Genomic DNA, 22,549 nt, shown 5'->3' with positions numbered 1-22,549 from the left:
ACCGCCAAATCCTGCGCAACTGGAGATTGCCTATGCTTAACCGGACAGCAGTGGGTCGAGCCCGGCAAAGACAAGTGTGGGAAAGTGCTTCTTCCGGCGCGAAGCGCCAACAAACCTTCTCTGCGCTGGCGAGGGTCCGATGCCTTTGCCCCGCATCACGACATCTCTGCGTCTCTGCGCCTCTGCGTGAGTCCTTCCCTTTCTTCGCCCCATCCCCTCACCAGCAGCATGCCGCCCCGATTCCACATTCGCCGCCATCTCCCTTATGCTCCCCCCATGCTGCTGCATCTCTCCACCTGGCCCGAGATCGAGGCCTATCTCGAAAAGTCGAAGGGGATCGTCATCCCGATCGGCTCGACGGAGCAGCACGGGCCGAACGGGCTGATCGGCACCGATGCGATCTGCCCCGAGGCCATCGCGCATCGCGCGAGCGAGGAAGCCGGCTTTCTGGTCGGCCCGACCTTCAATGTCGGCGTCGCGCAGCATCACCTCGGCTTTCCGGGCTCGATGACGCTCCGGCCCTCGACCATGATCGCGGCGATTCACGACTGGGTGTCGTCGCTGGCCCGCCACGGCTTCGAGCGCATCTATTTCTTCAACGGGCATGGCGGCAATGTCGCGACCATCGAGGCGGCCTTCGCCGAGATCTATGCCGACAGCTCGCTCGGCAATGCGGCCTCCAATCGCGGCCCGGTCAAATGCAGGCGCGCCAACTGGTGGGACTTCAAGCCGGTCACCGATTTCTGCAAGACGCGCTATGGCGCCGCGCATGGCGCGCATGCGACGCCGTCCGAAGTCGCGGTCACGCAGTTCGTCTATCCGGCCGCGATCAAGCAGGCCGAGATGACGCCCAAGGTCGCGCCCTGGGGCCGCTACACGGACGCCGAAAGCTACCGCGCCGCCTTCCCGGACGGGCGCATCGGCTCCGACCCCTCGCTGGCCGATCCCGCCGACGGCGAAAAGCTCCTCGCCCTGTCGGCGGCCGGCCTGATCGAGGATTTCCGCAAATTCGAGGCGGAGTGACAGCGGTCACTTGGTCCGTGTGCGCCGTTTTCTGCACTGTCACCCAAACGCCACAGCGCAGCGCTGCGCTGGTGTACCCGGGCCACAGCGGGGATAAGTCGCGTCGCTTATCCCCGAATCGGGGACAAGTCGATGTTGCGTTGCGGTGCCGCGACGAAAAGAGAGACGCATTCGTCTCCTTTGCGGTCTCTCATCCCGGCACCGGGAAATGTTCGAATTCGATTTGTGACAGTTTTTTGACAGTTGCGTGACAGAGGGGGGGGTCGCTGTCGTTTTCGCTGTCGATCGGCTGTGCCTTCCGGCCCTCATCCTCCGTCAACGGATGAAGTTGTCCCCGGTCACGGCGCCTTCTTCAATCCGCCCATGGCGCAGATCCGTTTCCACTCCCCGGCGCGGACCGGCTGGACCGAAAGCCGCGACTGTTTCAGCAGCGCCATCTCGGCCAGGCGCGGCTCGCCCTTGACGTCGGCCAGCGTCACGGGCGCGGGCATGTCGCACACCGCCTCGATATCGACAAGCCCGAAGCGGCCCGTCTCGTCGGTCGGGTCGGGGCGATGTTCGCCGATCACGCGGACGATGCCGACGATGCGCTTCTCGTCGACCGAATGATAGAAGAAGCCGAGGTCGCCCTTCTTCATCGCCTTCATGTTGTTGTTGGCCTGGTAGTTGCGCACGCCGTTCCAGGGCTCGCCCCGGGCGCCCTTCTTCTTCTGGTCGTCCCAGGACCAGGTCGAGGGTTCGGACTTGAAAAGCCAGTAGGCCATGTTCGCCGTTCCTTCGCGCTTATTGCTGCGGGCCGAGCAGCCATTTCCAGGCGCGTATATCCGTGTGCTGAAAGAGGCCGGCCTTGTTGTAGGGATCGTTCGCGACCAGCCTTTCGGCGGCGGCGCGATCGGCGACATCGATCACCAGCAGCGAACCGTTCATCACGCTTGCATCGTCATTGGTGAAAGGCCCGCCGATCTTCACGCAAGCCGCCTCGCCCCAGTATTTCAGATGCGCCTCGCGATTGGCGAGGCGAAGCTCCAGCGCGTCCGGCTTGTCGGTACAGATCAGGCAGAAAAGCATTGGCGTCGTTCCGTTGTGTTGGTCGTTTCAATTCTCGCGGCCGATCGGGCGGGCCAGCAATGCGGCAATCGCCTCGTCGACGCCGGCCTTGCCGGCGACGATCGCCGCGACCGCCTCGGCGATCGGCATCTCGACCTTGTGGCGGGCGGCGAGGGCCACGACCGCGGCGGCCGAATGCACGCCCTCGCTGACCGAGTTGCGCGCGCCCATGATCTCGTCGAGCGTCTTGCCCTCGCCCAGCGCCATTCCCAGCGACATGTTGCGCGACTTCACCGAGTTGCAGGTCAGGATCAGATCGCCAAGACCGGAGAGCCCTGTCAGCGTTTCGGCGCGGGCGCCCAGCGCGAGGCCGAGCCTTGTCAGTTCGGCAAAGCCGCGCGTCGTCAGCGCGGCGCGTGCACTCTCGCCGAATTTCTTGCCCTCGACAATGCCGCAGGCGATCGCCAGCACGTTCTTGACCGCGCCGCCGATCTCGGCGCCGGTCAGGTCGGCGGAATAATAGGGGCGGAAGGTCGGCAGGCCGATCGCATGGGCGAGCGCTTCGCCCGTCGTCTCGTCGGCGCAGGCCAGCGTCACCGCGGTCGGCAGGCCGCGCGCGACCTCGGCGGCGAAGCTCGGGCCGGAGAGCACGGCGGCTTGCGCCTGCGGCACGGTTTCGGCCAGGACCTCGGTCAGCAGCTTGCCGGTTTCCTGTTCGATGCCCTTGGCGCAGAGCACCACCGGCGTGCCGGCCGCGACGACGGGAGCCAGTTCCGTCAGTACCCGGCGCATATGCTGGGCCGGCGTCACCATCAGCAGCGCCTCGGCGGTCGCCGCCTCGGCCATTTCGGTCGTCGCCCGGATCGTCGCCTCGAGCGGGATGCCCGGCAGGAAGAGCGCGTTGACATGGCGCCGGTTGATCGCCTCGGCGACCTCGGCCTCGCGCGCCCAGAGCGTCACCCGGCAGCCGGCGCGGGCCGCCACCTGGGCCAGCGCCGTGCCCCAGGCGCCGGCACCGATGACGGCGATGTTGCTGATCTGCTTTGCGGCCAACAGGGCCCTCCCTCCCGCAATCCGGTGCAGGTTCTAACGATTGAACGGTTCGTTGATTATTTACTCGGTCGCATTATAGTCATTTGTATGACTGCTCACGACGCGACGCATCAGAAAATCATCGACGCCGCCAAGCGGCGCTTCATGCATTACGGCTATACCAAGACGACCATGGCCGAGCTTGCGTCCGATTGCGAGATGTCGCCGGGCAATCTCTACCGTTATTTTCCGGGCAAGCTCGACATCGCCGAAGCGATCTGCCGCGAGGCGTCGATGCAGACGGCCGAGGATCTGTCGCGCATCCTGACCGCGCCCGGGCGCAGCGCCGCGCAACGGCTCTACGATTTCCTCTTCATGGATCTGCGCGAGACCTTCCACAAGCTCGAGGAAGATCCGAAGATCGTCGAGATGGCGCAGATCGTCACCGCCGAGCGGCCCGAGTTCCACAATGAGGGACTGAAACGGGAACGCGAGGTTCTCGCCCGCATCGTCGAGCTCGGCAACATGTCGGGCGAGTTCAAGGTGCCCGAACCGGAATTCGCCGCCGAGATGATCCAGGCCGCCACGCTGAAATTCAGCTACCCGCAGCTCTTCACGCGCTTGCCGCTCGAAAAACTCGAACGCGAACTGGAAGGCGTCTATCAGCTGATCGTCGCGGGCTTGAAGGGCGGCGCTGCCTGTTGCGACCCGCACAAACAACTCGCGGAAGCTTGAGCCGCTCTAAACCCTCGTTCAAAATCCTGTTTTTATTGCGGCGCATCGCATTTTTCGATGCACCTTTTTGTATTCCAGGCCCCTGATTTCATTAACAAAACACAGCGGGATGCCGTGTTATGTGTTGCCGCGCCGCAACATAAATCCTGATGATTGAACATTTTTTATTTTGTTCATTGTTTTTGATTTTCCAGCTCCTAAATCCCCTCTGTCAGCGGGACACCGGACCCGACCCGCCGACAAGGAACACAGGAGCAAGAGCCATGATCAACATCTCCAGCAAGCTGACCAACCGCGTCATCACCCTCGCTGTCGGCGGTTACTCGCTCGTCTTTCTGGCTCAGATCGCCTCCCAGTACGCGGCCTGAGCGGGAACGGCATACCCATCACCGGCGGCATTGGCCGCCAGCCATCGAAAGACCATTGCCATGACGCAGAACCGGAAAGTCTTCCCCCTTGTGGAGCGCGTCGCCGCCAAAGCCATCGCCGCGCTGTTTGTGGCCTACACGCTCGCGCTGATCGTGCAGACCTCGGGCGTCGCCACCATCGTCTGATTTCCCCGTCCGGGCTCCTCTCCCTCCCCTCACGGAGCCCGGCGATCCCAGGACCCTTGCCCCCCAAGGGTCTCTTGACCCCGCCGCCTCCCCCGCGGCGGGGTCCTTTTTTGTCAATCGAGATGCTGGCGGGCGAAACGCACGATATGCGCGATTGCCTCGCGGGCTTCGGGCAGCATGTCGGCGTTGAGATGCCAGACATGCCAGACCTTCGGCCAGACCTCGAGCGTCGCAGCGGCGCCGGCGGCTTTCAGCGCGGCTGCCATGCGGACGGCGTCATCCCTCAGGATTTCGCGCTCGCCGACCTGAATGAGCGTTGACGGAAAGCCGGAAAGGTCGCCGAAAAGCGGCGAAAGATAGGGGTTTTCCGGCGCGGCGCCCGGGCAATAGGCCGGCATCAGACTATGCATGATTTCAGGCACGAATATCGCGTCCGTCTCGGCATTCGACTCGAGCGAGGCGCCGCTGCCGGTCATGTCGGTGGCGGGCGACAGGCAGATCAGCGCCGCCGGCAGGGGCAGACCTTCCGCCTTGAGGCGCAGGACAAGCGCCAGCGTCAGGTTGCCGCCGGCCGAATCGCCGCCGACCAGGATCGATTTCGGCGACAGGCCGCGGGCGATGAGCGCGCGGTAGGCTGTGACGCAATCGTCGAGCCCCGCCGGGAAGAGATGTTCGGGCGCCAACCTGTAGTCGATCGCATAGACCGGCACGCCGATCTCTTTCGCCAGCCGCCAGGTCAGTGGGCGATGTGTGCGCGGCGATCCGGCAACAAAGCCGCCGCCATGAATATAGAGAAACGCCGCGTCGGCCCGCGTCTCGGGCGCCGACAGCCTTTCGGCCGGTATGCCGCCGAGCTCCAGCGGTTGGCAATCGATCACGGCCGGCAGCTTCGAGGAACGCGGCTCCATCTGCAGCATCAGCGGCCGCAACAGGTTGACGTCCGGGTTCTTGCGGAAGCGGCGCTTGATCTGCCAGCGGATCAGCAGGTCGATCAAGGTCAACTGCAGACTCATGTGGGTTCCTTTCAGGCTTTTGCGCCGGCCGAGGCGGCTTCGGCGTCCAGCGGCCAGCGGGCGCGGGGGCCGATCGAGATCGGGTCGACAAGGCCGAGCGCCAGTCGTTCGGCGCCTGCCCAGGCGATCATTGCGCCATTGTCGGTGCAGAGCTTCAGTGGCGGCACGACGATCTCATAGCCGCAGGCATGGGCTGAAACCTTCAGCCGTTCGCGCAGCAACTGATTTGCGGCGACGCCGCCGGCGACGACCAGATGCCGATAGCCGGCCGGGATCGCTTCGGAGGCCAGCGCCATCGCATTTTCCGTACGCTCCGCCAGCACATCGGCGACTGCAGCCTGAAACGAGGCGGCGATGTCGGCGCGGTCCTGGTCGCCCAGACGGCCATGGGTTTCGGCGGCCTGCCGTACGGCGGTCTTCAGGCCCGAGAAGGAAAAATCGCAGCCCGGCCTGCCCATCATCGGCCGCGGCAGCGCAAAGCGCGTCGCATCGCCCTCCAGCGCGGCGCGTTCGACCGCCGGCCCGCCGGGAAAGCCCAGGCCCAGCAGCTTGGCAACCTTGTCGAAGGCTTCTCCCACCGCGTCGTCGATCGTCGTTCCGAGGCGGCGATAGCGACCAACTCCCTCGACAACAAGAAGCTGGCTGTGCCCGCCCGAAACCAGCAGCAGCAGATAGGGGAAGGGCAGGCCGTCGGTCAGCCGTGCCGTCAGCGCATGACCTTCGAGATGGTTGACCGCGATCAGCGGCAGACCCCGCGCCGCCGCAATGCCCTTGGCCGTCATCAGGCCAACAATGACGCCGCCGATCAGGCCCGGACCGGCGGTTGCCGCCACGCCGTCGAGATCGTCCCAGCCGATACCGGCCTCGTCCAGCGCCCGGGCGATCAGCCCGTCGAGATGCTCGACATGCGCGCGGGCCGCGATTTCCGGCACCACGCCGCCGAACGGTGCATGTTCGGCAATCTGCGAAAAAACGACGTTGGAGAGGATTTCGCCGCTGGCATCCGGGCCGGCGCCGCGGCGCACAACGGCGGCGGCCGTCTCGTCGCAGCTTGTCTCGATGCCGAGCAGGGTGAGCGGTTTCGCCACGGGTTTTCAGTCCAAAAGGTCCGGCTTTCCCTCTCGTCAGAGGGCAAACGGGGCTATAAGAAGCCGGTGCGGCATCTGTGCCGCCCGGAAATTCCTGTTGGCATACAACCTTAGAGACCCCGCATGCAACGGCGCTACCGTATCGGCACCAGAGGATCGAAGCTCGCGCTGATCCAGGCCAATGAAGTGGCGCGGCGGATCGCGCAGGTCCAGCATCTGTCGGTCGAACATGCGGCAGAGATCGTCGTCATCAGTACCGAAGGCGACCGGGTGCAGGATCGGGCATTGTCCGAAATTGGCGGCAAGGGACTTTTCACGCAGGAAATCGAGGAACAGCTGGCCGATGCACGCATCGACATCGCCGTTCATTCGATGAAGGACATGCCGACCGCATTGCCTGAGGGACTGACCATCGATTGCCTGCTCGAGCGTGCCGATCCGCGCGATGCGTTTCTCTCGCCGAAGGCGGCAACGCTGGCGGCGTTGCCCAAAGGCGCGGTTATCGGCACGTCCTCGCTTCGCCGCTCGGCACAGATCCGGGCGCTCAGACCCGATATTCGCGTGGTGCCGTTTCGCGGCAATGTCGACACGCGGCTCGCGAAACTTGCCGACGGTGTTGCCGATGCAACGCTGCTGGCAATGGCCGGCCTGATCCGGATGGGGTTTCAGGACAAGGTGACGTCACCGCTTTCCCCGGACCACATGCTGCCGGCCGTGGCGCAGGGCGCGATCGGCATCGAACGCCGTTCCGGTGACGACGAGGCAGCTCATCTGCTGGCCAAGATCAATCACCGGGAAACCGGTCTGCGCGTCGCCGCGGAGCGGGCCCTGCTTGCCGTCCTTGATGGTTCCTGCCGTACGCCGATTGCTGCGCTGGCCGAGATCGCGGGCGAGCGACTCACGCTGCGTGCGATGATCCTGACACCCGACGGATCGGAGGTGCTCGAAACGTCGCGTGAGGGCCTTGCAAGTGACGGTGTTGCGCTGGGCCGCGATGCCGGGCTCGAGCTCAAATCCCGCGCGGGACCGCATTTCTTCGACGGGATCTGAGCGGCGATGCGGCTCCTGGTCACCCGGCCCGAAGCGGATGCGGCCGCGCTCGCGGGGATTCTTGCCGGCAGGGGCCATGAGCCGATCGTGGCGCCTGTCATGTCGATCCGCTTTCTCGATCAAGCCGCCATACCCTCGCGCGCCTGGCAGGCATTGCTGGTCACCAGTGCCAATGGTGCGCGTGCGCTGGCGCGGCGGCCGGAAGCGGCGGCGCTGAAGAATGTGCGCGTTCTCGCTGTCGGACCGGCCAGCGCTCAGGCCATGGCCGATGCGGGGTTTCGCTGGGTCGAGGCGGCGGCGGGCGATGTCGACGCGCTGGCAGCCCTTGTCTGTCTCGAACTCTCGCCCGATGGCGGGCCGCTGCTGCATGTCGCGGGGAGCGTGGTCGCCGGCGATCTCCAGACGGTGCTGGCGGTCCAGGGCTTCGAGGTCGAACGAGCGGTCCTCTACGAGGCGGCGCCGGCGGCCGCGCTTCCTTCAGCGGCTGTGCAGGCGCTTGCCGAAGGCGGTGTCGATGGCGTTCTTCTCTATTCGCCGCGAACGGCCCGCCTCTTTCTGTCTCTGGTGCGTGCCGCTGGTCTCCAATCCGGACTTGCGGCGATCACCGCTTATTGCCTGTCGCCTGCAGTCGCCGAGGCGCTGGGCGATGCAAGCTTTCTTACGGTGAAAATCGCCGAGCAGCCCGAACAGGCAACCTTGCTCGCGCTGCTCGATCGCTGATGCCGGCCAAGTTCGTCCTGACCCGGCGTCTTTGAGTCTCTATAGTGTCCGCCGAACCGATATGTCCCCCAAGATGGTTCCTCATGACTGATTCAAGCGATGCGGATGCGGGCAAGGGTCCCGAGCCCGAAATTCTGAAGCCGGATGCGGAAGCGCGGCGGCACAATGAAAAGCCGCGCAAGGGGCCGCGTACCCTTGAGGGCACAGCGGAAGAGGTAGGCGACGAGACGGCGGCCGGCGGGGAGACGCGTAGCGACGACGCGCGGCCGAAGTCAGCGGCCGGTGCATCGCCGGGAGTAGGTGTCGCAGTTGCGGCATCCGCCGGCCTGGGCGGTGCCGTCGTCGCGCTCGCCGCGGCCTGGTTTCTCGGCTTCGGCGGACCGGCGACCGGTCCGGTGCCGGATAGCCGCCTCGACGATATCGAGGCGCGGCTGGCGGCGGTCGAGCCGGAAAGCGGCAATGATGTGCGCAGCATCGCGGCGCGCGTGCAGGCGCTCGGCGCCCGTCTCGATGCCGTGGAGAAAGGTGTCGCGACGGTCGAGGCGGCGGCGCCAGACGCGCAAATGGCGCGGCTTGCTGACGAGCAGCAATTGCTGACGCAGGCGCTCGACGATACGCGGCGTCAGGTGGAGGCCGCGCAGGAGCGGATCGATATGCTGGCGGCCGATCTGCCGCCCGCCGGCATGGCTGATCGGGTCGGCGGCCTCGATGTGCTGGTCAAGGCACTCGATGCGCGGCTTGCTGCCCTCGGACCACAGATCGAAACGATGGAGGCACGGGTCGTTCTTCTCGAGGAAAAGAAGGAGGACCCGGATGCCGCTGCGCGTGCCGCACTCGGCCTTGCTCTTGCAAACCTCGCCCGAACCGCCGAAACGGCCGCACCTTTCGCGGCGGAACTCGATGCGGTTGCAAGCTTCCTGCCCGGCGAAGCCGGCATCGCCTCGTTGTCGGAGATCGCGGCGCGCGGCGTTGCGACACGCGCTGCTCTCAAGGCGCGTTTTCCATCGGTTGTCGAGGGCATTTTCGATGCGGAACGGCGCGCCGGCGCAGAAGGTCTCTGGTTGCGCCTTGTCGCCAATGCCAAATCGCTGGTGACGATCCGGCGCACCGGCGAGATTTCGGGCGCGACGACCGAAGCGATTGTCGCGCGCATGGAGGAGCGCCTGCGGACAGACGATCTTGCCGGCGCCGTGGCCGAAGGACACATGTTGCAGGGGCCGGCCGGCGAGGCGGCGGCAGCCTGGCTTGATGATGCAAAGGCACGGCTCGAAATCGATATCCTGCTGCGCGATCTTTCGGCGCGCGTTGCGACCCAGCTCTCGCAAGGCAGGGAGTGACACCGCGATGCTGCGTGCCCTGTTCATTTTCATCGTCATCGCGCTTCTGAGCGCGCTTGCGATATGGCTTGCGGAAAATCCCGGCGATCTGACGATGCATTGGCGCGGGTTCGAAATCCGCACGAGCTTCGTGGTCGGTGTCGGCGTGATGGCACTGGCGGCGTTTCTGGTCCTTCTCGTCTATCGCGTCGTGTCGGCGTTTCTCGATACGCCCGCGAGCGTTTCCGCCTTTCTGGAGAAGCGTCGTCAGCAGAAGGGTTTTCTGGCGCTGTCGCGCGGCATGGTGGCTGTTGCGGCAGGCGATGCGGCCGATGCGAAACGATATGCGGCCCAGGCGCACAAGCTTCTCGACGCACCGCCCCTGACATTGCTGCTGGCGGCGCAGGCCGCCCAACTCGAAGGCGACGAGGCTGCGGCGACCGGCTATTTCGAACGGATGCTCGATGCGCCGGAAACGGCGTTTCTGGGTCTGCGCGGGCTCTTCATCCAGGCGCGTCGCGCCGGCGACCGGGAGCAGGCGCTGGTCCATGCGCGGCGTGCCTTCGAGCTGCGGCCACAGACGCCATGGGCCGCGCAGGCCGTTTTCGAGATCGAGGCGGCCGAAGAGGATTGGGATGGTGCGCTCAAGACACTCGACCGTGAAGTTTCGGCGCGGGTCATTTCACGCGACAAGGCACGCCGCCGCCGCGCCGTCCTGCTGACCGGCAAGGCGATGACGGCTGTCGAGGCCGCGCATGGGCAGGCCGGTGATGCACGAAAGGCGGCACTCGAAAATGCCGTTGCGCTTGCCCTTGATGCGGCGGTACTCGAACCGACCTTTCCGCCGACGGTTGCGCTGGCGGCGCGTCTCTGCGCCGAGACCGGCCGCGCGCGCAAGGCGACGCGGCTGATCGAGACAGCCTGGGGCTCTGCGCCGCATCCCGAACTCGCCGATGTCTGGCTCGACATGATTGAGGGCGAGAGCGGCTATGATCGTGCCATTCGTGCGCGTGTGCTGGCCGCGCACAATCCGGACCATATCGAAAGCCGCATTCTCGTTGCACGCGGCGCGATCGGCGCCCGCGACTGGCCGGCGGCGCGCGAGGCTCTCGGCGCCTATGTGGGCCCCGATGCTCACGAGATGCCGACACAGCGCATCTGCGAGTTGATGGCCGAGATCGAGGAGGGCGCCTTCGGCGACCGCGGCGCCGCGCGCGGCTGGCTTTCCCGTGCGCTGCACGCACCGGAGGATCCGCACTGGACGGGTGAGGGCTATCGATCCTTGCGCTGGTCGCCGATCAATCCGATGACCGGTGCCTTTGACGAGCTTGTCTGGACGGCACCGGTCGTCGCGCTTGCCCGGACGGAGCCGTTGTCTTCGGAGCCCGCAGCGGAAGCAGGAGTTGTCGAGCCGCCGGTGGCGGCGGTTTCTCGGCCGCAGCCGGTGTCCGCCGGCGAGGCTCTTGTTTTTCAGCCCCCGTTGCCCGACGATCCGGGTACGGACGGGGCTGCCGAAGAGGCGCATCAGGGGGAACGGAAATGGTGAAGCGGATACTGCTCGGAACGCTGACACTGATCGTGCTGGCATTTGCGGTGATCGTCATTTCGGTCGTGCGGTTCGACGTGCCGCGCGAGGAGTTGATCGGCAAATACGCCGGTGGCGCCTCGCAATTCGTGACGTTGCCTTCAGGCGCGAGCGCGCATTTCCGCGACGAGGGAAATCCGGACGGACCGGCCCTTGTACTGGTGCACGGGTCAAATGCCTCGCTGCACACATGGGAACCCTGGGTCGCGGAACTCGGCGGCACCTATCGCATCGTCAACATGGACCTGCCGGGACACGGACTGACGGGGCGCGTACCGGGCGACGATTACAGCCGCGAGGGCATGGCCGCCTTCGTGCATGAGCTGACCGAAACGCTCGGCCTGACGCGGTTCGCCATTGGCGGCAATTCGATGGGTGGCGGCATCTCGGCGCTTTATGCACTCGAACATCCGCAGCGCGTTTCGGCACTGATCCTGGTCAATTCGGCCGGCGTGCCGGTGGCGCGCGACGACACCGATCCGCCGCTGGCCTTCCGTCTGGCGCGGATGCCGGTGCTCAGCAAGGTCATGCGCTATGTGCTGCCGCGCTCGGTGGTCGAAGAGGGCGTGCGCAAGGTCTTTGTCGATCAGTCGAAAGTGACCGATGAGATGGTGGCGCGCTATCTCGACCTGTCGCTGCATGAAGGAAATCGCGATGCGACGCGGATCCGGTTCGCGAGCTATGCCGGTCGTGATGAGGCTGCCTTCGCTGCGCGCCTCGATGCCATCGAAATGCCGACCCTGATCATCTGGGGCGATCAGGACCTGCTCATTCCGGTGGCGGCGGCCCATGCGTTCAAGGAACGCATCCCGCATGCCGAACTGGTGATCTATGAGAATGTCGGCCATGTGCCGATGGAAGAGGTGCCGATGGAGAGCGCCGGTGCGGTGGCGGCCTTTCTCGGGGTGGCGGCGGTCCCGCTGGCTTCAAGCGCCGTGCTGGTTGAGGAAGAACCGGAAGAGGTGGAATAGGGTTGTTGCCAAAGGGCGCGGGGCGGGGTATCTGAGGCCTCTCGGCGGCCGTTTCGCAAGGCGGACGGCCGCTCCGGCGCCGCTTTAGCTCAGTTGGTAGAGCACCTCATTCGTAATGAGGGGGTCGGGTGTTCGAGTCACCCAAGCGGCACCACCCCCCTCTCTGTCATCGAACTGTCAAGAAACTGTCACAAAACCGTTGCGACCGGCTCGCAAACGGGGGCCGGGTCGAACACGCAATCGAGGCACGTCATGACTTCCGACATCCAGCATGCCCGTTTCGGGGGCCGTATCGTAATTGTCGGCTTTGGCAGCATCGGGCAGGGCGTGCTGCCGCTTCTGCTCCGGCATGTCGATGTGGCGCCGGACCAGATTTCGATCCTGACCGCCGACGAAAGCGGGCGGGAAGTGGCCGAAAGCTATGGCATCGGCTTCGCGGTGATGCCGTTGCGCAAGGGCAATTACCTGTCGGTGCTCGACCCGCTGCTGGGCCCGGGCGACTTCCTGCTCAATCTGTCGGTCGATGTGTCGAGCCTGGCGCTGGTCGAGTTCTGCCGCACCAAGGGGGCGCTCTATCTCGACACCTGCATCGAGCCCTGGAGCGGTCAGTACACGGACACGTCGCGCTCGCCGGCGCAGCGTTCGAACTATGCGCTGCGCGAAAACGCCATGGCGCTGAAGGCGAAGCACGAAGGCGGGCCGACGGCGATCCTGACGCATGGCGCCAATCCCGGTCTCGTCTCGCATTTCGTCAAGCAGGCGCTGCTCGACATCGCGGCCGACACAAGGACGGCCGCCGAAAAGCCGCAGACGCGCGCCGACTGGGCACGGCTTGCGGCCCGGCTCGGCGTCAAGGTCATTCACATCGCCGAACGCGACACGCAGGTCTCGCCGATCCCCAAGCGCATCGGTGAGTTCGTCAACACCTGGTCGGTCGACGGTTTCGTCAGCGAAGGGTGCCAGCCGGCCGAACTCGGCTGGGGCACGCATGAACGGCACTTCCCGCCGGACGGGCACCGCCATCCGGGCGGGCCGGGTTGCGCCATCTATCTGGCGCGGCCGGGCGCCTCGACGCGGGTCCGGAGCTGGACGCCCAACGAAGGCCCCTATCACGGCTTCCTGATCACGCATGGCGAAGCGATTTCGCTGGCCGATTATTTCACCCTGCTGCAGGACGGCGCCGCGCAATACCGGCCGACCGTTCACTACGCCTATCATCCCTGTGACGCCGCCGTGCTGTCGGTGCATGAATTTGCCGGCAAGAACTGGCAGCTCCAGAAGGCCAAGCGCCTGATGATGGAAGAAATCAGCACCGGCGTCGACGAGCTCGGCGTGCTGCTGATGGGACATGCGCGCGGCGCTTACTGGTTCGGCTCACAACTTTCGATCGACGAGGCGCGGCGCCTCGTGCCGCACAACAATGCCACCAGCCTGCAGGTGACGGTCGCCGTGCTGGCAGGCGTCGTCTGGGCGATCGAGAATCCCGATCGCTGGATCGTCGAACCGGAGGAGATGGATTTCGAACGGATTCTCGAGATCTGCCGGCCCTATCTCGGGACGATGCTCGGTGCCTATAGCGACTGGACGCCGCTGCTCGACCGGGGCCTGCTCTTCGAGGAAGAGCTCGACGAGGCGGATCCCTGGCAGTTCCGCAATTTTCGCGTCGTCTGACGCCGGCGGCGGCGCGGCTCAGTCGCCGGCATGGTGGCGGAAGGTCAGGCCGGCAAAGGTCTCGCCGCCGACGGTCAGGGTGCCGGCCAGACTGCCCTGCCCGAACCGGCCGGTGAAGCCGACCGGACCCAGCGCGTCATGCGTGCCGGCGAAACGGACATCATCGGGAAAGACGCGATAGGCCGAAGGCAGGACGCGGTGGGATACCTCGTACCAGGTCTGGCCGAGTTCGTTGACGCCCCGGGCGCTCGTCTCGTCGTCGAACTGCAGCATCAGGGGCGCATAGGTTGCCAGGCGTTCGCCGCCGCCTTCGAACAGACCGAATTCGCGGGGGCTGCCGATATGGAGATGATGCAGGCGGAGGTCGCCGATCCGGACCGGCGGCTCGGCAAAATAATAGCCGAAGAAATCGCGACCGGGCGCATGGGCAAAGCCTTCAAGCGGCGGTGGCGCCGCTCTTTCTCCCTCGGCGGCGGGCCGCGGCACGAAGAGCAGCCAGATCGCGGCGATGGCCGCCAGAATGAACAGCGCCACTGTCCGTTTCCGCATCATTCATCTCCCGCTTATTGCCGTTTCCCCATCCCGTACCGCCGGCGCGGAGATCGTGCAGAAACCCGTATTTCAACTAACAAGTCGTTTACCTCCGTGCAAGGTGCCCCGCCCCATACTGCGGTTCAATGTTCCTCTGGCCCGGATTCCAAGAAGCGCCATGCATGGCCACAGACACATAACGCCCCGGCGGCGGAAATCGCTGCTGGCGGAATATTCGACCGACCTCGGTCAGTTGATGTCGCGCCACCGGTCGGAAGCCGCGTTGCGCGCGGCCAAGATCGAATCCGATGCGGCCAGCCGCACCAAGTCCGAGTTTCTCGCCAATATGAGCCATGAGCTGCGCACGCCGCTCAATGCGATCATCGGCTTTTCGGAGTTCATCCAGCACATCGCCGCCACCGGCAAGCCGTCGGAGAAAACCGCCGAATATGCCGAGCACATCGCCGGCGCCGGGCGGCATCTGCTCAACATCATTTCCGACATTCTCGACATCTCGAAGATCGAAAGCGGCACCTTCACCCTGTCGACCGAAATCTACAGCCTGCGCGAACTGATCGATGCCTGCACGGTGCTGATCGAACCGCGGACGCGCGAGAAGAAACAGATTCTCGAGATCAAGGCCGATCACGACCTGCCGCAGGTGCCCATCGATGTGCGACGCATCAAGCAGGTGCTGATCAACCTTCTGTCGAACGCCCACAAATTCACGCCCGAAGGCGGCCGTATCGTTCTGGTGGCGACGCGGGCGCCGGATGGCGGCGCGACGGTGGCCGTCGCCGACAGCGGCATCGGCATGAACGAGAAGCAGCTCGCCTATGCGATGACGCCGTTCGGCCAGGTGCAATCGAGCTATGCGCGCGGTCATGAGGGCACCGGTCTCGGCCTGCCGATCGCGGCGGCGCTGGCACGGCTGCATGGCGGCGAGTTCCATGTTCACAGCGAACCCGGCAAGGGCACGACCGTGTTCTTCACGCTGCCGCCGATGCGCCATGCATCAGATGGTTCATCCGTACAAGGTATGTTGCAATGAGTGTTGCCGCTCCCCCCGCTGCCGAAAAGGCCGAAGCCGTTGCCGGTCCGTCCGCCGAACCCGAAGCGCCGCCCTTTGTCGAGCGCCGCGGATTGCCCGCCGCGCCGCCGCGCCGCATCGGTCATATCGTGTCGGTGTCAGGGTCGCAGGCCATTGCCGTGCTTGAACACGACACGGCGCCGGATGCCCCGGATATGCGTGTCGAGATCGGCCAGCTCGTCAAGATTCCGACGCCGGTTTCAACGGTGGTCGGACTGGTGTCGAGTGTCAGTTCGCCTTCGCCCGCCATGGGCGGCGGCGAAGATCTCGGCCTCGTCGAAATCAATCTTGCCGGCGAAGTCGTCCCCGATGCGAAGGACGGGCGGCTCGGGTTCCGCCGCGGCGTCACCAATCTGCCGACGCTGGGGGATATGGTGCTGCTGGCCGACCGCCACGATCTGACGCGCGTCTACACGCAGCCCAATGTCGCCACCATCGAAGTCGGCTCGCTCTACCAGGACGCTTCGGTGCCGGCACGGTTTCTGACCGACGATCTGCTCGCCAAGCATTTCATCGTTGTCGGCACGACCGGTTGCGGCAAGTCCTGTGCGCTGACCGCGATCCTGCAACGCGTGCTGATGCAGCACGATCATGCGCATATCGTCGTGCTCGACGTTCACAACGAATATCCGGCGGCCTTCGGCGCGCGGGCCGAACTGATCAACCCGACCAATCTTCATCTGCCGTTCTGGCTGCTGAATTTCCAGGAACTCGTCGCGGCACTGACCAGCGGCGATGCCGATCACGACGCCGAGGTCGAGATTCTCAGCGATGCGGTGCTCACGGCCAAGCGGCGCTATTCCGACGCCTCGTCGAGCCGCCAGCTGGCGCGCCGTCCGGGCGATCTCAGCGGCCTGACCGTCGACGCGCCGACGCCGTTCCGCCTGTCGGATGTGCTGGCCATCATCGACGAACAGCTCGGCAAGCTCGAACGGACCCAGAAGACGATGCCCTACCGGCGGCTGAAGAGCCGCATCGAAACGCTTGCCAGCGACCAGCGCTACAGCTTCATGTTCGGCAGTCTGACCGTGCAGGACACGATGACCGACATTCTCGGCCGGTTGTTCCGTGTACCGAATGACGGGCGGCCGATCACCGTCATCGACCTTTCCACGGTGCCGCCGGAAATTCTCGATGTGGTGATCTCGGTGATCGCGCGGCTGGCCTTCGACCTGGCGGTCTGGAGCAAGGGCGGGCTGCCGATGCTGCTCGTCTGCGAGGAAGCCCATCGCTATGCACCGGCCGCTGTCGGCCAGGGGTTCGAGCCGACACGTCAGGCGCTGTCGCGAATCGCCAAGGAGGGACGCAAATACGGGCTCTCGCTGGCGCTGGTCACGCAACGGCCGTCCGAGCTCGACACGACGATCCTTTCACAATGCAGCACGGCGGTCGCGATGCGGCTGTCGACCGAGCGCGACCAGCAGGTGATGCGCGCCAACACGCATGACGGCGCCCTCGATCTGCTCGATTTCCTGCCGCTCCTGGGCGACCGTGAAGCCATCGTGCTGGGGCAGGGCGTTGCCATGCCGATGCGCATCCGCTTCCACGATGTTGCCGAAAAAGGCCTGCCGCGCAATCTCAACAGCGCCTTTTCCGATTCCTGGAGCCGGCCCAATCTCGACCGCGCCGGGCTCGAAGCCATCGTTTCGCGCTGGCGCCATGCGGGCCGCGAAAAACCCTGAGCAGGCGCGACGGAATGTCTCCCTGAATCTGCCGGCGCACAGATGCGGCGGCAGCGATTTGGCGCTAGGGTGGCGCCGTCCAGGCCTCAGCCGAAAGCTTGCCCGATGATGTCCTCCGCCATACGCGCCGCTCTTCTCGTTCTCGCCATTGCCGGCTTTTCCGCGCCCGCCGCGGCCGGCGACGGCATTGCCGTTTCCGATGCCTGGGCGCGGGCCAGCGTGACGGCGACAGGTGCGGCTTACATGACCATCGAAAATACCGGTGCCGGCGCCGACACGCTGGTCGAAGTGCGCGCGGATGCGGCCGAAAAGGTCGAGATTCACGACATGACCATGGACGAGATGGTGATGCGGATGCGCAAGGTCGAGCGCCTCGAGATTCCGGCCGGCGCGCGCGTCGAACTTGCGCCGGGCGGGCTACATATCATGCTGATCCGCCTGCGGGCGCCGCTTGCCGAGGGCGACAGCGTGCCGCTGACGCTGGTGTTCGAAAAGGCCGGCGAAATCGCGGTTGCCGCCGCGGTGCAACAGGCCGGACATGGCGGGCATGGCGGTCACCCGGCCCATTGAGTCAAAGGCACTATTTTGATTCGCGCATGACCGGAATGCTGCGACGCATATAATCAGTGTGCGATGCAACAAACTTAACCTTATCCCGCGTTACACATTACACCCGTGTCATTATTGCAATAGTGCGCGGCAATGTTGCATGCGGGTGCGCGCATGACCCCGGCCAGCCTTGACTCGGAGCGCCAATGAAGGTGGGCTAGCGCTTGAGGGATGCTGACTGGCCGGGGGGACCAGTCGGAACTCGTTCCGCACCACCTCCCGATCCAGCTGCAAAGTTAGTGAAGCCATCGAGGATCGAGGAGGATCGCTCCATGAAAAGAAGAATTGTCCAAAGTGCGTTTTTGGGCGGCATGACGGGTGCGGCAATGCTGCTGACCGTCGGAACGGCCCAAGCCGTCGAATTCAAGTTCGGGGAAGCCAATCTCCGGATCGACAATCTGGTTTCGATCGGCACCGGATTCCGGACCTCCAAACAGGATTGTACGCTCGTTTCGAAGCCGAACGGCGGCTGCTCCGCCGGAAACGGGGCCGGCTTTGGCATCAATAGCGATGACGGCAACATCAATACCGACCAGTGGGATCCCTACACCGCAACCGTCAAGATCACGACCGACTTCGATCTTCAGTGGGAAAATTACGGGGCATTCGTTCGCACCAAGGCGTTCTACGACTACTGGGTGAACGAGGAACTCGGCACCAGGAACAACCGGTTTGGCAGCCGTCCCCTCACCGACGCGGCGCGCGGCGACCAGGCGCGCGATTTCGGCGGAAGAAGCTTCGACATCCTCGATGCCTTCGTATACGGGAATTTCGACGTTGCGGGCATGCCCTTGAATGTCCGCGTCGGCAAGCAGGTTGTGAACTGGGGTGAAAGCCTCTTCTTTCAGGGCGGTATCAATTCCTTTCTGCCGATCGACGTGACGGCCATTCGCACGCCTGGTTCGGAACTGAAGGAGGCGCTGATGCCTACGCCTTCCGTGTTCGCGTCCATCGGTCTGCCGGGCAGCGTAACGGTCGAGGCTTTCTGGCAGTTCGGGTGGAAGAAAACGGAACTGGACGCCTGCGGCACCTTCTTCAGCACCTCCGACGGCGCCTGCGAAGGCGGTCAATATATCATGCTCGGCGCAGAATTTCCAGGTCCCGTCCTGCTTCCCCGTCGTGCGTCCGAGGAGGGCGACGATACAGGCACCTTCGGCGTGGCGATCAAGCATTACGCCGAAAACCTCGGAGCGGGCACCGATCTCGGTCTGTATTTCACGCAGCAGAGTCTGGTCGTACCGGTCGGCACGTTTTCGCTTGGCGATTTCGCCGCCGCGACGACAGGTATTCTCGGCGCACCGTCTGCCGACCTGGACTCCTTTTGCGGCGCCTTCGGGCAAGCGACCCTTTTGGATTGCGCGACAACTCCAATTGGGGCTCTCGGCGGGTTGACGGCCCTGGAGGCGGGCGTGGGCGCCACGGCGGCGACAAAGACCTTCCTGACGCAGTATCCCGAAGACGTCCAGACCTTCGGCGCCAGCTTCAATACGTCGATTCCGCTTTTCGGCGGGTCGGCCTTTTCCGGCGAAGTGGCGTTTACGCCCGATATGCCGTTTACACTCAGTGACCCGGAAATCAATGCCGCCGATCTGGATGCCATCGACGCCTGTTCCTTTGCCTTTGCCTTGGCGCCCGGCAGCTGTATCAGCCAGGGAAGCCAGAACGCCGGATTCGCCTATGCGCCGGGCGACACGATCCGGGGCTTTGACGAGTTCGATGTCATAACGGGTCAGCTTGCGACGATCAGCACGCTCACCGGGTCGGAGCCTCTGCCGTCCCTGATCGGTTCGGATTTGATGATCCTGATCGCGAATGTCGGCTTTCAGTATCTTCCCGATCTCTCGGACAGCACCAACAGGCTGGCCGCTCCGCGGTCGGCGGATGCGCATCCCGATCTGGCCACCGCGTTGATCCTCGGCGATGCCACTTGCGGGTTGGCCGCGGCCAACCCGCTGGTTCCGGATTGCAAACTGGCTTTCGCAACGTCCCATTCCTGGGGTTACCGTCTCGCGGCTACCGCGGATTACAATAATGCTTTCGGAACGGCCTGGACGCTCACACCGGTTCTTCAGTGGGCGCATGATGTGAACGGTGTGTCGGCCGGTCCGGTCGGCCCCGGTTTCATCGAAGGCAGGAAGACGGTCAGTATCGGCCTCAACGCCAATTTTCAGAATACCTGGCGTGCCAATATCCAGTACACCAACAGTTTCGGTAACAAGTACAAGAACTTTTCCAGCGACAAGGACTTCGTGACGGCGACGGTCTCCTACGCGTTCTGATCCGTCTGATTGCGTAAAGCGAAAACAGAACCCGGCGGTGGCAACACCGCCGGGTTTTTCCTTTGGGGGGTGGGGGTGGTTTGCCCGGACCTGAACCAAAATTCGGTGTCATCCCGGGAGTGTTGCATCAGCTTTTGCCCCCCTCTCCACATTCGTCTCCCCCGGACTTGATCCGGGGGCCCAGAAGCTGCCGAAGGCAGCGTCTTTCTTCATAAAAACTTGTCGGCGCAAGTCGACGCGCAAAGCAAGGAGTCTTTGCGAAGAGAGACGCCGCTTCCACCTTCGCTCCTTGCGGAGCTTCGGTGGACAAGTGCGCGGCTTCTGGATTGCCGGGTTTGCCCTTCGCTTTGCTTCGGGCGTTCGGAACTCGAAAAAGTCCACCGGACTTTTTCGTTCGCGTTCCGCGAAACGCTCCTCACCCCGGCAAAGACGAGTATGGGGAGCAGCATAGGGTAAACGAACGGCAACACTCCCGGGATGACACCGAATTTTGGTTCAGGTCCGGGCAAACGAGAGCGCAACAAGTGCCGGATCAAGTCCGGCAAAGACGAGCGTGGGGCGGGGTGGCGGGCAAACGTCAAGCTCGGCAATGACGAAGGCGGGAGAGCGGCGCACCCTGCCATGTTGCACCGCGGCAGACGGCGCCCACGCCGGCGCCGGCGGACTGAATCATCCGTAGACGGATTACCTGCCGCCGCACCGCCGCCGCGGCCGCCGCGATCCACATTAAAAAGATTTAATGAAACCAGGGCGAAAACGCCGCCAAAACGGGCTGAAAAGCGACCCGGAAGACACACAATCACACAAGCCGCGATTTGCGCGGGCAAGGCAATTTGGTATCATTCCGCGAGAGTGAGGCGGGGAAACCGGCCTCGGTGTGCAGTCGCAAAACGCCTTTTCAATCGTGAAAAGCTCCGTTTGTGCCTGGCATCGAAAGCCTTATAAGAAATCCAGTGGAGGGAACGTATATGAAAAGGACGACCATGTTGGTGTCCGCCCTTGCGATCAGCGCTCTTGCGACGAGTGCGCTGGCCAAGGTTCCGGATGCCCAGGTGAACCGTCTGGGTCAGGATTTGACCCCGATGGGTTCGGAGAAGGCCGGCGATGGCGACATCCCCGCATGGACCGGCGGCCTGCCGACCGTGCCGAGCAATGTCACCTACACGCCCGGTCAGAAACTGCAGGATCCGTTCGCCGGCGACTCGATCAAGTACACGGTGACCGGCGCGAATATGGGTCAGTATGAAAGCCTTCTGACCGAAGGCTACAAGGCCATGCTGAAGACCTATCCGAGCTACAAGATGAACGTGTACGAGACGCGCCGCAGCTGCGCGTTCCCGGACCGTTTCTACGAAGCCAACAAGCTCAACGCGGCGGTCGGCGAACTCGCCGGCGGCGGCGCCGGCGTCAGCGAGGCGATCTTCGGTTCGCCTTTCCCGATCCCGAACAACGCGCTCGAGATCATCTGGAACCACACGCTGCGCTATCGCGCCTTCAAGGTCGTGCGTCAGTTCGCGGCGGCGCCGGTGACGCGCGGCGGCGACTACACGCTGCAGATCGTGCAGGACGAAGCCATCCTGCAGTGGTCGGACCCTTCCGCGCAGCGCGCCGAAGATCTGAACAACATCTCGCTCTACTACATCGCCAACACGATCGCGCCGGCCCGTGCCGCGGGTAACGTGATCCTGGTGTATGAGGCCCTGAACGCCCAGGTGCAGCCGCGCCAGGCCTGGCAGTACAGCCCCGGCACGCGCCGCGTGCGCCGCGCGCCGAACATCGCCTACGACAACCCGGGCACCAACTCGGACGGCCTGTCGACGTCGGATTCCTTCGACGGCTACAATGGCGCACCCGACCGCTACGACTGGACCGTGCTCGGCAAGAGCAAGAAGCTCGTTTCGGCCAATGCCTATGAAGGCGAATCGACACCCTACAAGGACTACCTGCAGGCGGGTCACCTGAACCAGGACAAGGTCCGCTACGAGCTGCGCCGCGTCTGGGAACTGGAAGCCACGCTTCGTCCCAACACGCGTCACGTCTATTCGCGCCGCGTCTACGCCAACGAAGAGGATGCCTATCAGATGTCGACCGTGGCGCTCTATGACGGCCGCGGCCAGCTCTGGCGCGTTCAGGAAATGCACCAGATCCAGCGCTACAACGTGCCGCTCTGCGGCTCGGCGGGCGAAATCGTCTACGATCTGCAGGCCGGCCGCTATCTGGCGCTCGCGCTGCAGAACGAAGAGCCGCCGGTCAACTACTTCGCCGACGAGCTGGACAAGAACCGCTACACGCCGAACGCGATCCGTCAGCTCGGCGTCCGCTAAAAACAACTTCGTCTGAAGTTTGAGGACAGGGCCCCGGGAAACCGGGGCCCTGTTTTTCTTTATCACCCTCCCCTTGGGGAGGGTCAAACCGCTGCAAGCGGTTTGGGGCGGGGGGATTTTCTCCGCAGCGCAACGCTTGCCCCCGCCCCGAAAAACTTTCGCTTCGCTCCAGTTTTTCGACCCGCCCCCAGGGGCGGGTGGAAAAAAGGGATGATCCATCTGGCCCGGC

At 64.4% G+C, this 22,549-nt stretch carries 20 protein-coding genes and 1 tRNA gene; 15 read left to right on the top strand and 6 right to left on the bottom strand.

Annotated elements, in window-relative coordinates:
- The first annotated feature begins 276 nt into the window (after window positions 1-276).
- A complete protein-coding gene (locus tag AAC071_RS14865) occupies window positions 277-1,023 on the top strand; it encodes a creatininase family protein (protein WP_339833986.1) in 747 nt (248 codons plus the stop codon).
- A 338-nt stretch (window positions 1,024-1,361) separates the two neighbouring features.
- On the opposite strand, the gene AAC071_RS14860 is transcribed toward AAC071_RS14865, so the two are convergent.
- The 3 genes from AAC071_RS14860 to AAC071_RS14850 are packed head-to-tail and all read right to left on the bottom strand — an operon-like array spanning window position 1,362 to window position 3,123.
- Window positions 1,362-1,787 (bottom strand): EVE domain-containing protein, encoded by a 426-nt coding sequence (locus AAC071_RS14860; RefSeq protein ID WP_339833984.1) that lies wholly within the window; start codon window positions 1,785-1,787, stop codon window positions 1,362-1,364.
- Window positions 1,788-1,806: 19 nt separating this feature from the next.
- Window positions 1,807-2,091 carry a YciI family protein gene (locus tag AAC071_RS14855; protein WP_339833981.1) on the bottom strand — a complete coding sequence of 95 codons (285 nt, stop codon included), beginning with the start codon at window positions 2,089-2,091 and terminating at the stop codon, window positions 1,807-1,809.
- Window positions 2,092-2,118: 27 nt separating this feature from the next.
- A complete protein-coding gene (locus tag AAC071_RS14850) occupies window positions 2,119-3,123 on the bottom strand; it encodes an NAD(P)H-dependent glycerol-3-phosphate dehydrogenase (RefSeq protein ID WP_339833979.1) in 1,005 nt (334 codons plus the stop codon).
- A gap of 87 nt (window positions 3,124-3,210) precedes the next feature.
- On the opposite strand from AAC071_RS14850, the gene AAC071_RS14845 reads away from it, so the two are divergent.
- Together AAC071_RS14845 and AAC071_RS14840 are read left to right on the top strand one after the other, a co-directional pair.
- Window positions 3,211-3,837: a TetR/AcrR family transcriptional regulator gene (locus AAC071_RS14845; RefSeq protein ID WP_339833977.1), complete on the top strand. Its 627-nt coding sequence runs from the start codon at window positions 3,211-3,213 to the stop codon at window positions 3,835-3,837.
- Window positions 3,838-4,265: 428 nt separating this feature from the next.
- Complete coding sequence (locus tag AAC071_RS14840) at window positions 4,266-4,391, top strand: hypothetical protein (protein WP_339833974.1); 126 nt, start codon at window positions 4,266-4,268, stop codon at window positions 4,389-4,391.
- A gap of 113 nt (window positions 4,392-4,504) precedes the next feature.
- Here the strand turns inward: AAC071_RS14840 and AAC071_RS14835 are convergent, their stop codons facing one another.
- Both AAC071_RS14835 and tsaD read right to left on the bottom strand, forming a co-directional pair.
- A complete protein-coding gene (locus AAC071_RS14835; RefSeq protein ID WP_339833973.1) occupies window positions 4,505-5,404 on the bottom strand; it encodes an alpha/beta hydrolase in 900 nt (299 codons plus the stop codon).
- Between the two features lie 11 nt (window positions 5,405-5,415).
- Entirely contained in the window at window positions 5,416-6,492 is a 1,077-nt protein-coding gene (gene tsaD / locus AAC071_RS14830) for a tRNA (adenosine(37)-N6)-threonylcarbamoyltransferase complex transferase subunit TsaD (RefSeq protein ID WP_339833972.1), read from the bottom strand.
- Between the two features lie 123 nt (window positions 6,493-6,615).
- On the opposite strand from tsaD, the gene hemC reads away from it, so the two are divergent.
- The 7 genes from hemC (at window position 6,616) to AAC071_RS14795 (ending at window position 13,805) form a co-directional block, all read left to right on the top strand.
- Window positions 6,616-7,542 carry a hydroxymethylbilane synthase gene (gene hemC, locus AAC071_RS14825; protein ID WP_339833970.1) on the top strand — a complete coding sequence of 309 codons (927 nt, stop codon included), beginning with the start codon at window positions 6,616-6,618 and terminating at the stop codon, window positions 7,540-7,542.
- A gap of 6 nt (window positions 7,543-7,548) precedes the next feature.
- Window positions 7,549-8,262, top strand: a complete 714-nt coding sequence (locus AAC071_RS14820) for a uroporphyrinogen-III synthase (protein ID WP_339833968.1) — start codon at window positions 7,549-7,551, stop codon at window positions 8,260-8,262.
- Between the two features lie 83 nt (window positions 8,263-8,345).
- Entirely contained in the window at window positions 8,346-9,599 is a 1,254-nt protein-coding gene (locus AAC071_RS14815; protein WP_339833965.1) for a mitofilin family membrane protein, read from the top strand.
- A gap of 7 nt (window positions 9,600-9,606) precedes the next feature.
- On the top strand, window positions 9,607-11,124 hold the full coding sequence (locus tag AAC071_RS14810) for a heme biosynthesis HemY N-terminal domain-containing protein (protein ID WP_339833963.1): 1,518 nt from the start codon (window positions 9,607-9,609) through the stop codon (window positions 11,122-11,124).
- A complete protein-coding gene (locus AAC071_RS14805) occupies window positions 11,118-12,134 on the top strand; it encodes an alpha/beta hydrolase (protein WP_339833961.1) in 1,017 nt (338 codons plus the stop codon). The genes AAC071_RS14810 and AAC071_RS14805 overlap by 7 nt, the downstream gene beginning before the upstream one ends.
- 78 nt (window positions 12,135-12,212) lie before the next feature.
- Window positions 12,213-12,288, top strand: a tRNA-Thr gene (locus AAC071_RS14800).
- Window positions 12,289-12,386: 98 nt separating this feature from the next.
- On the top strand, window positions 12,387-13,805 hold the full coding sequence (locus AAC071_RS14795) for a saccharopine dehydrogenase C-terminal domain-containing protein (protein ID WP_339833959.1): 1,419 nt from the start codon (window positions 12,387-12,389) through the stop codon (window positions 13,803-13,805).
- Between the two features lie 18 nt (window positions 13,806-13,823).
- Here the strand turns inward: AAC071_RS14795 and AAC071_RS14790 are convergent, their stop codons facing one another.
- The gene (locus tag AAC071_RS14790) at window positions 13,824-14,354 is read right to left on the bottom strand and encodes a hypothetical protein (protein WP_339833956.1); all 531 of its coding nucleotides are present in this window, start codon (window positions 14,352-14,354) and stop codon (window positions 13,824-13,826) included.
- Between the two features lie 160 nt (window positions 14,355-14,514).
- Here AAC071_RS14790 and AAC071_RS14785 point away from each other — a divergent pair, with 160 nt between their 5' ends.
- From AAC071_RS14785 to AAC071_RS14765, 5 genes are all read left to right on the top strand, one after another.
- Window positions 14,515-15,387 carry an ATP-binding protein gene (locus AAC071_RS14785; RefSeq protein ID WP_339833953.1) on the top strand — a complete coding sequence of 291 codons (873 nt, stop codon included), beginning with the start codon at window positions 14,515-14,517 and terminating at the stop codon, window positions 15,385-15,387.
- Window positions 15,384-17,108 carry a DUF87 domain-containing protein gene (locus AAC071_RS14780; protein WP_339833950.1) on the top strand — a complete coding sequence of 575 codons (1,725 nt, stop codon included), beginning with the start codon at window positions 15,384-15,386 and terminating at the stop codon, window positions 17,106-17,108. The genes AAC071_RS14785 and AAC071_RS14780 overlap by 4 nt, the downstream gene beginning before the upstream one ends.
- 105 nt (window positions 17,109-17,213) lie before the next feature.
- Window positions 17,214-17,678, top strand: a complete 465-nt coding sequence (locus tag AAC071_RS14775) for a copper chaperone PCu(A)C (RefSeq protein ID WP_339833947.1) — start codon at window positions 17,214-17,216, stop codon at window positions 17,676-17,678.
- Between the two features lie 311 nt (window positions 17,679-17,989).
- Entirely contained in the window at window positions 17,990-19,996 is a 2,007-nt protein-coding gene (locus tag AAC071_RS14770) for a DUF1302 domain-containing protein (protein WP_339833944.1), read from the top strand.
- Window positions 19,997-20,979: 983 nt separating this feature from the next.
- Entirely contained in the window at window positions 20,980-22,320 is a 1,341-nt protein-coding gene (locus AAC071_RS14765; RefSeq protein WP_339833941.1) for a DUF1329 domain-containing protein, read from the top strand.
- Window positions 22,321-22,549: the final 229 nt, after the last annotated feature.

This window comes from uncultured Parvibaculum sp. (assembly GCF_963975745.1).
In the GTDB taxonomy this organism is placed as follows: Bacteria; Pseudomonadota; Alphaproteobacteria; order Parvibaculales; family Parvibaculaceae; genus Parvibaculum.
Note: the sequence above shows the minus strand (reverse complement) of the source record. Positions and strands in the feature narration are given on the sequence as shown.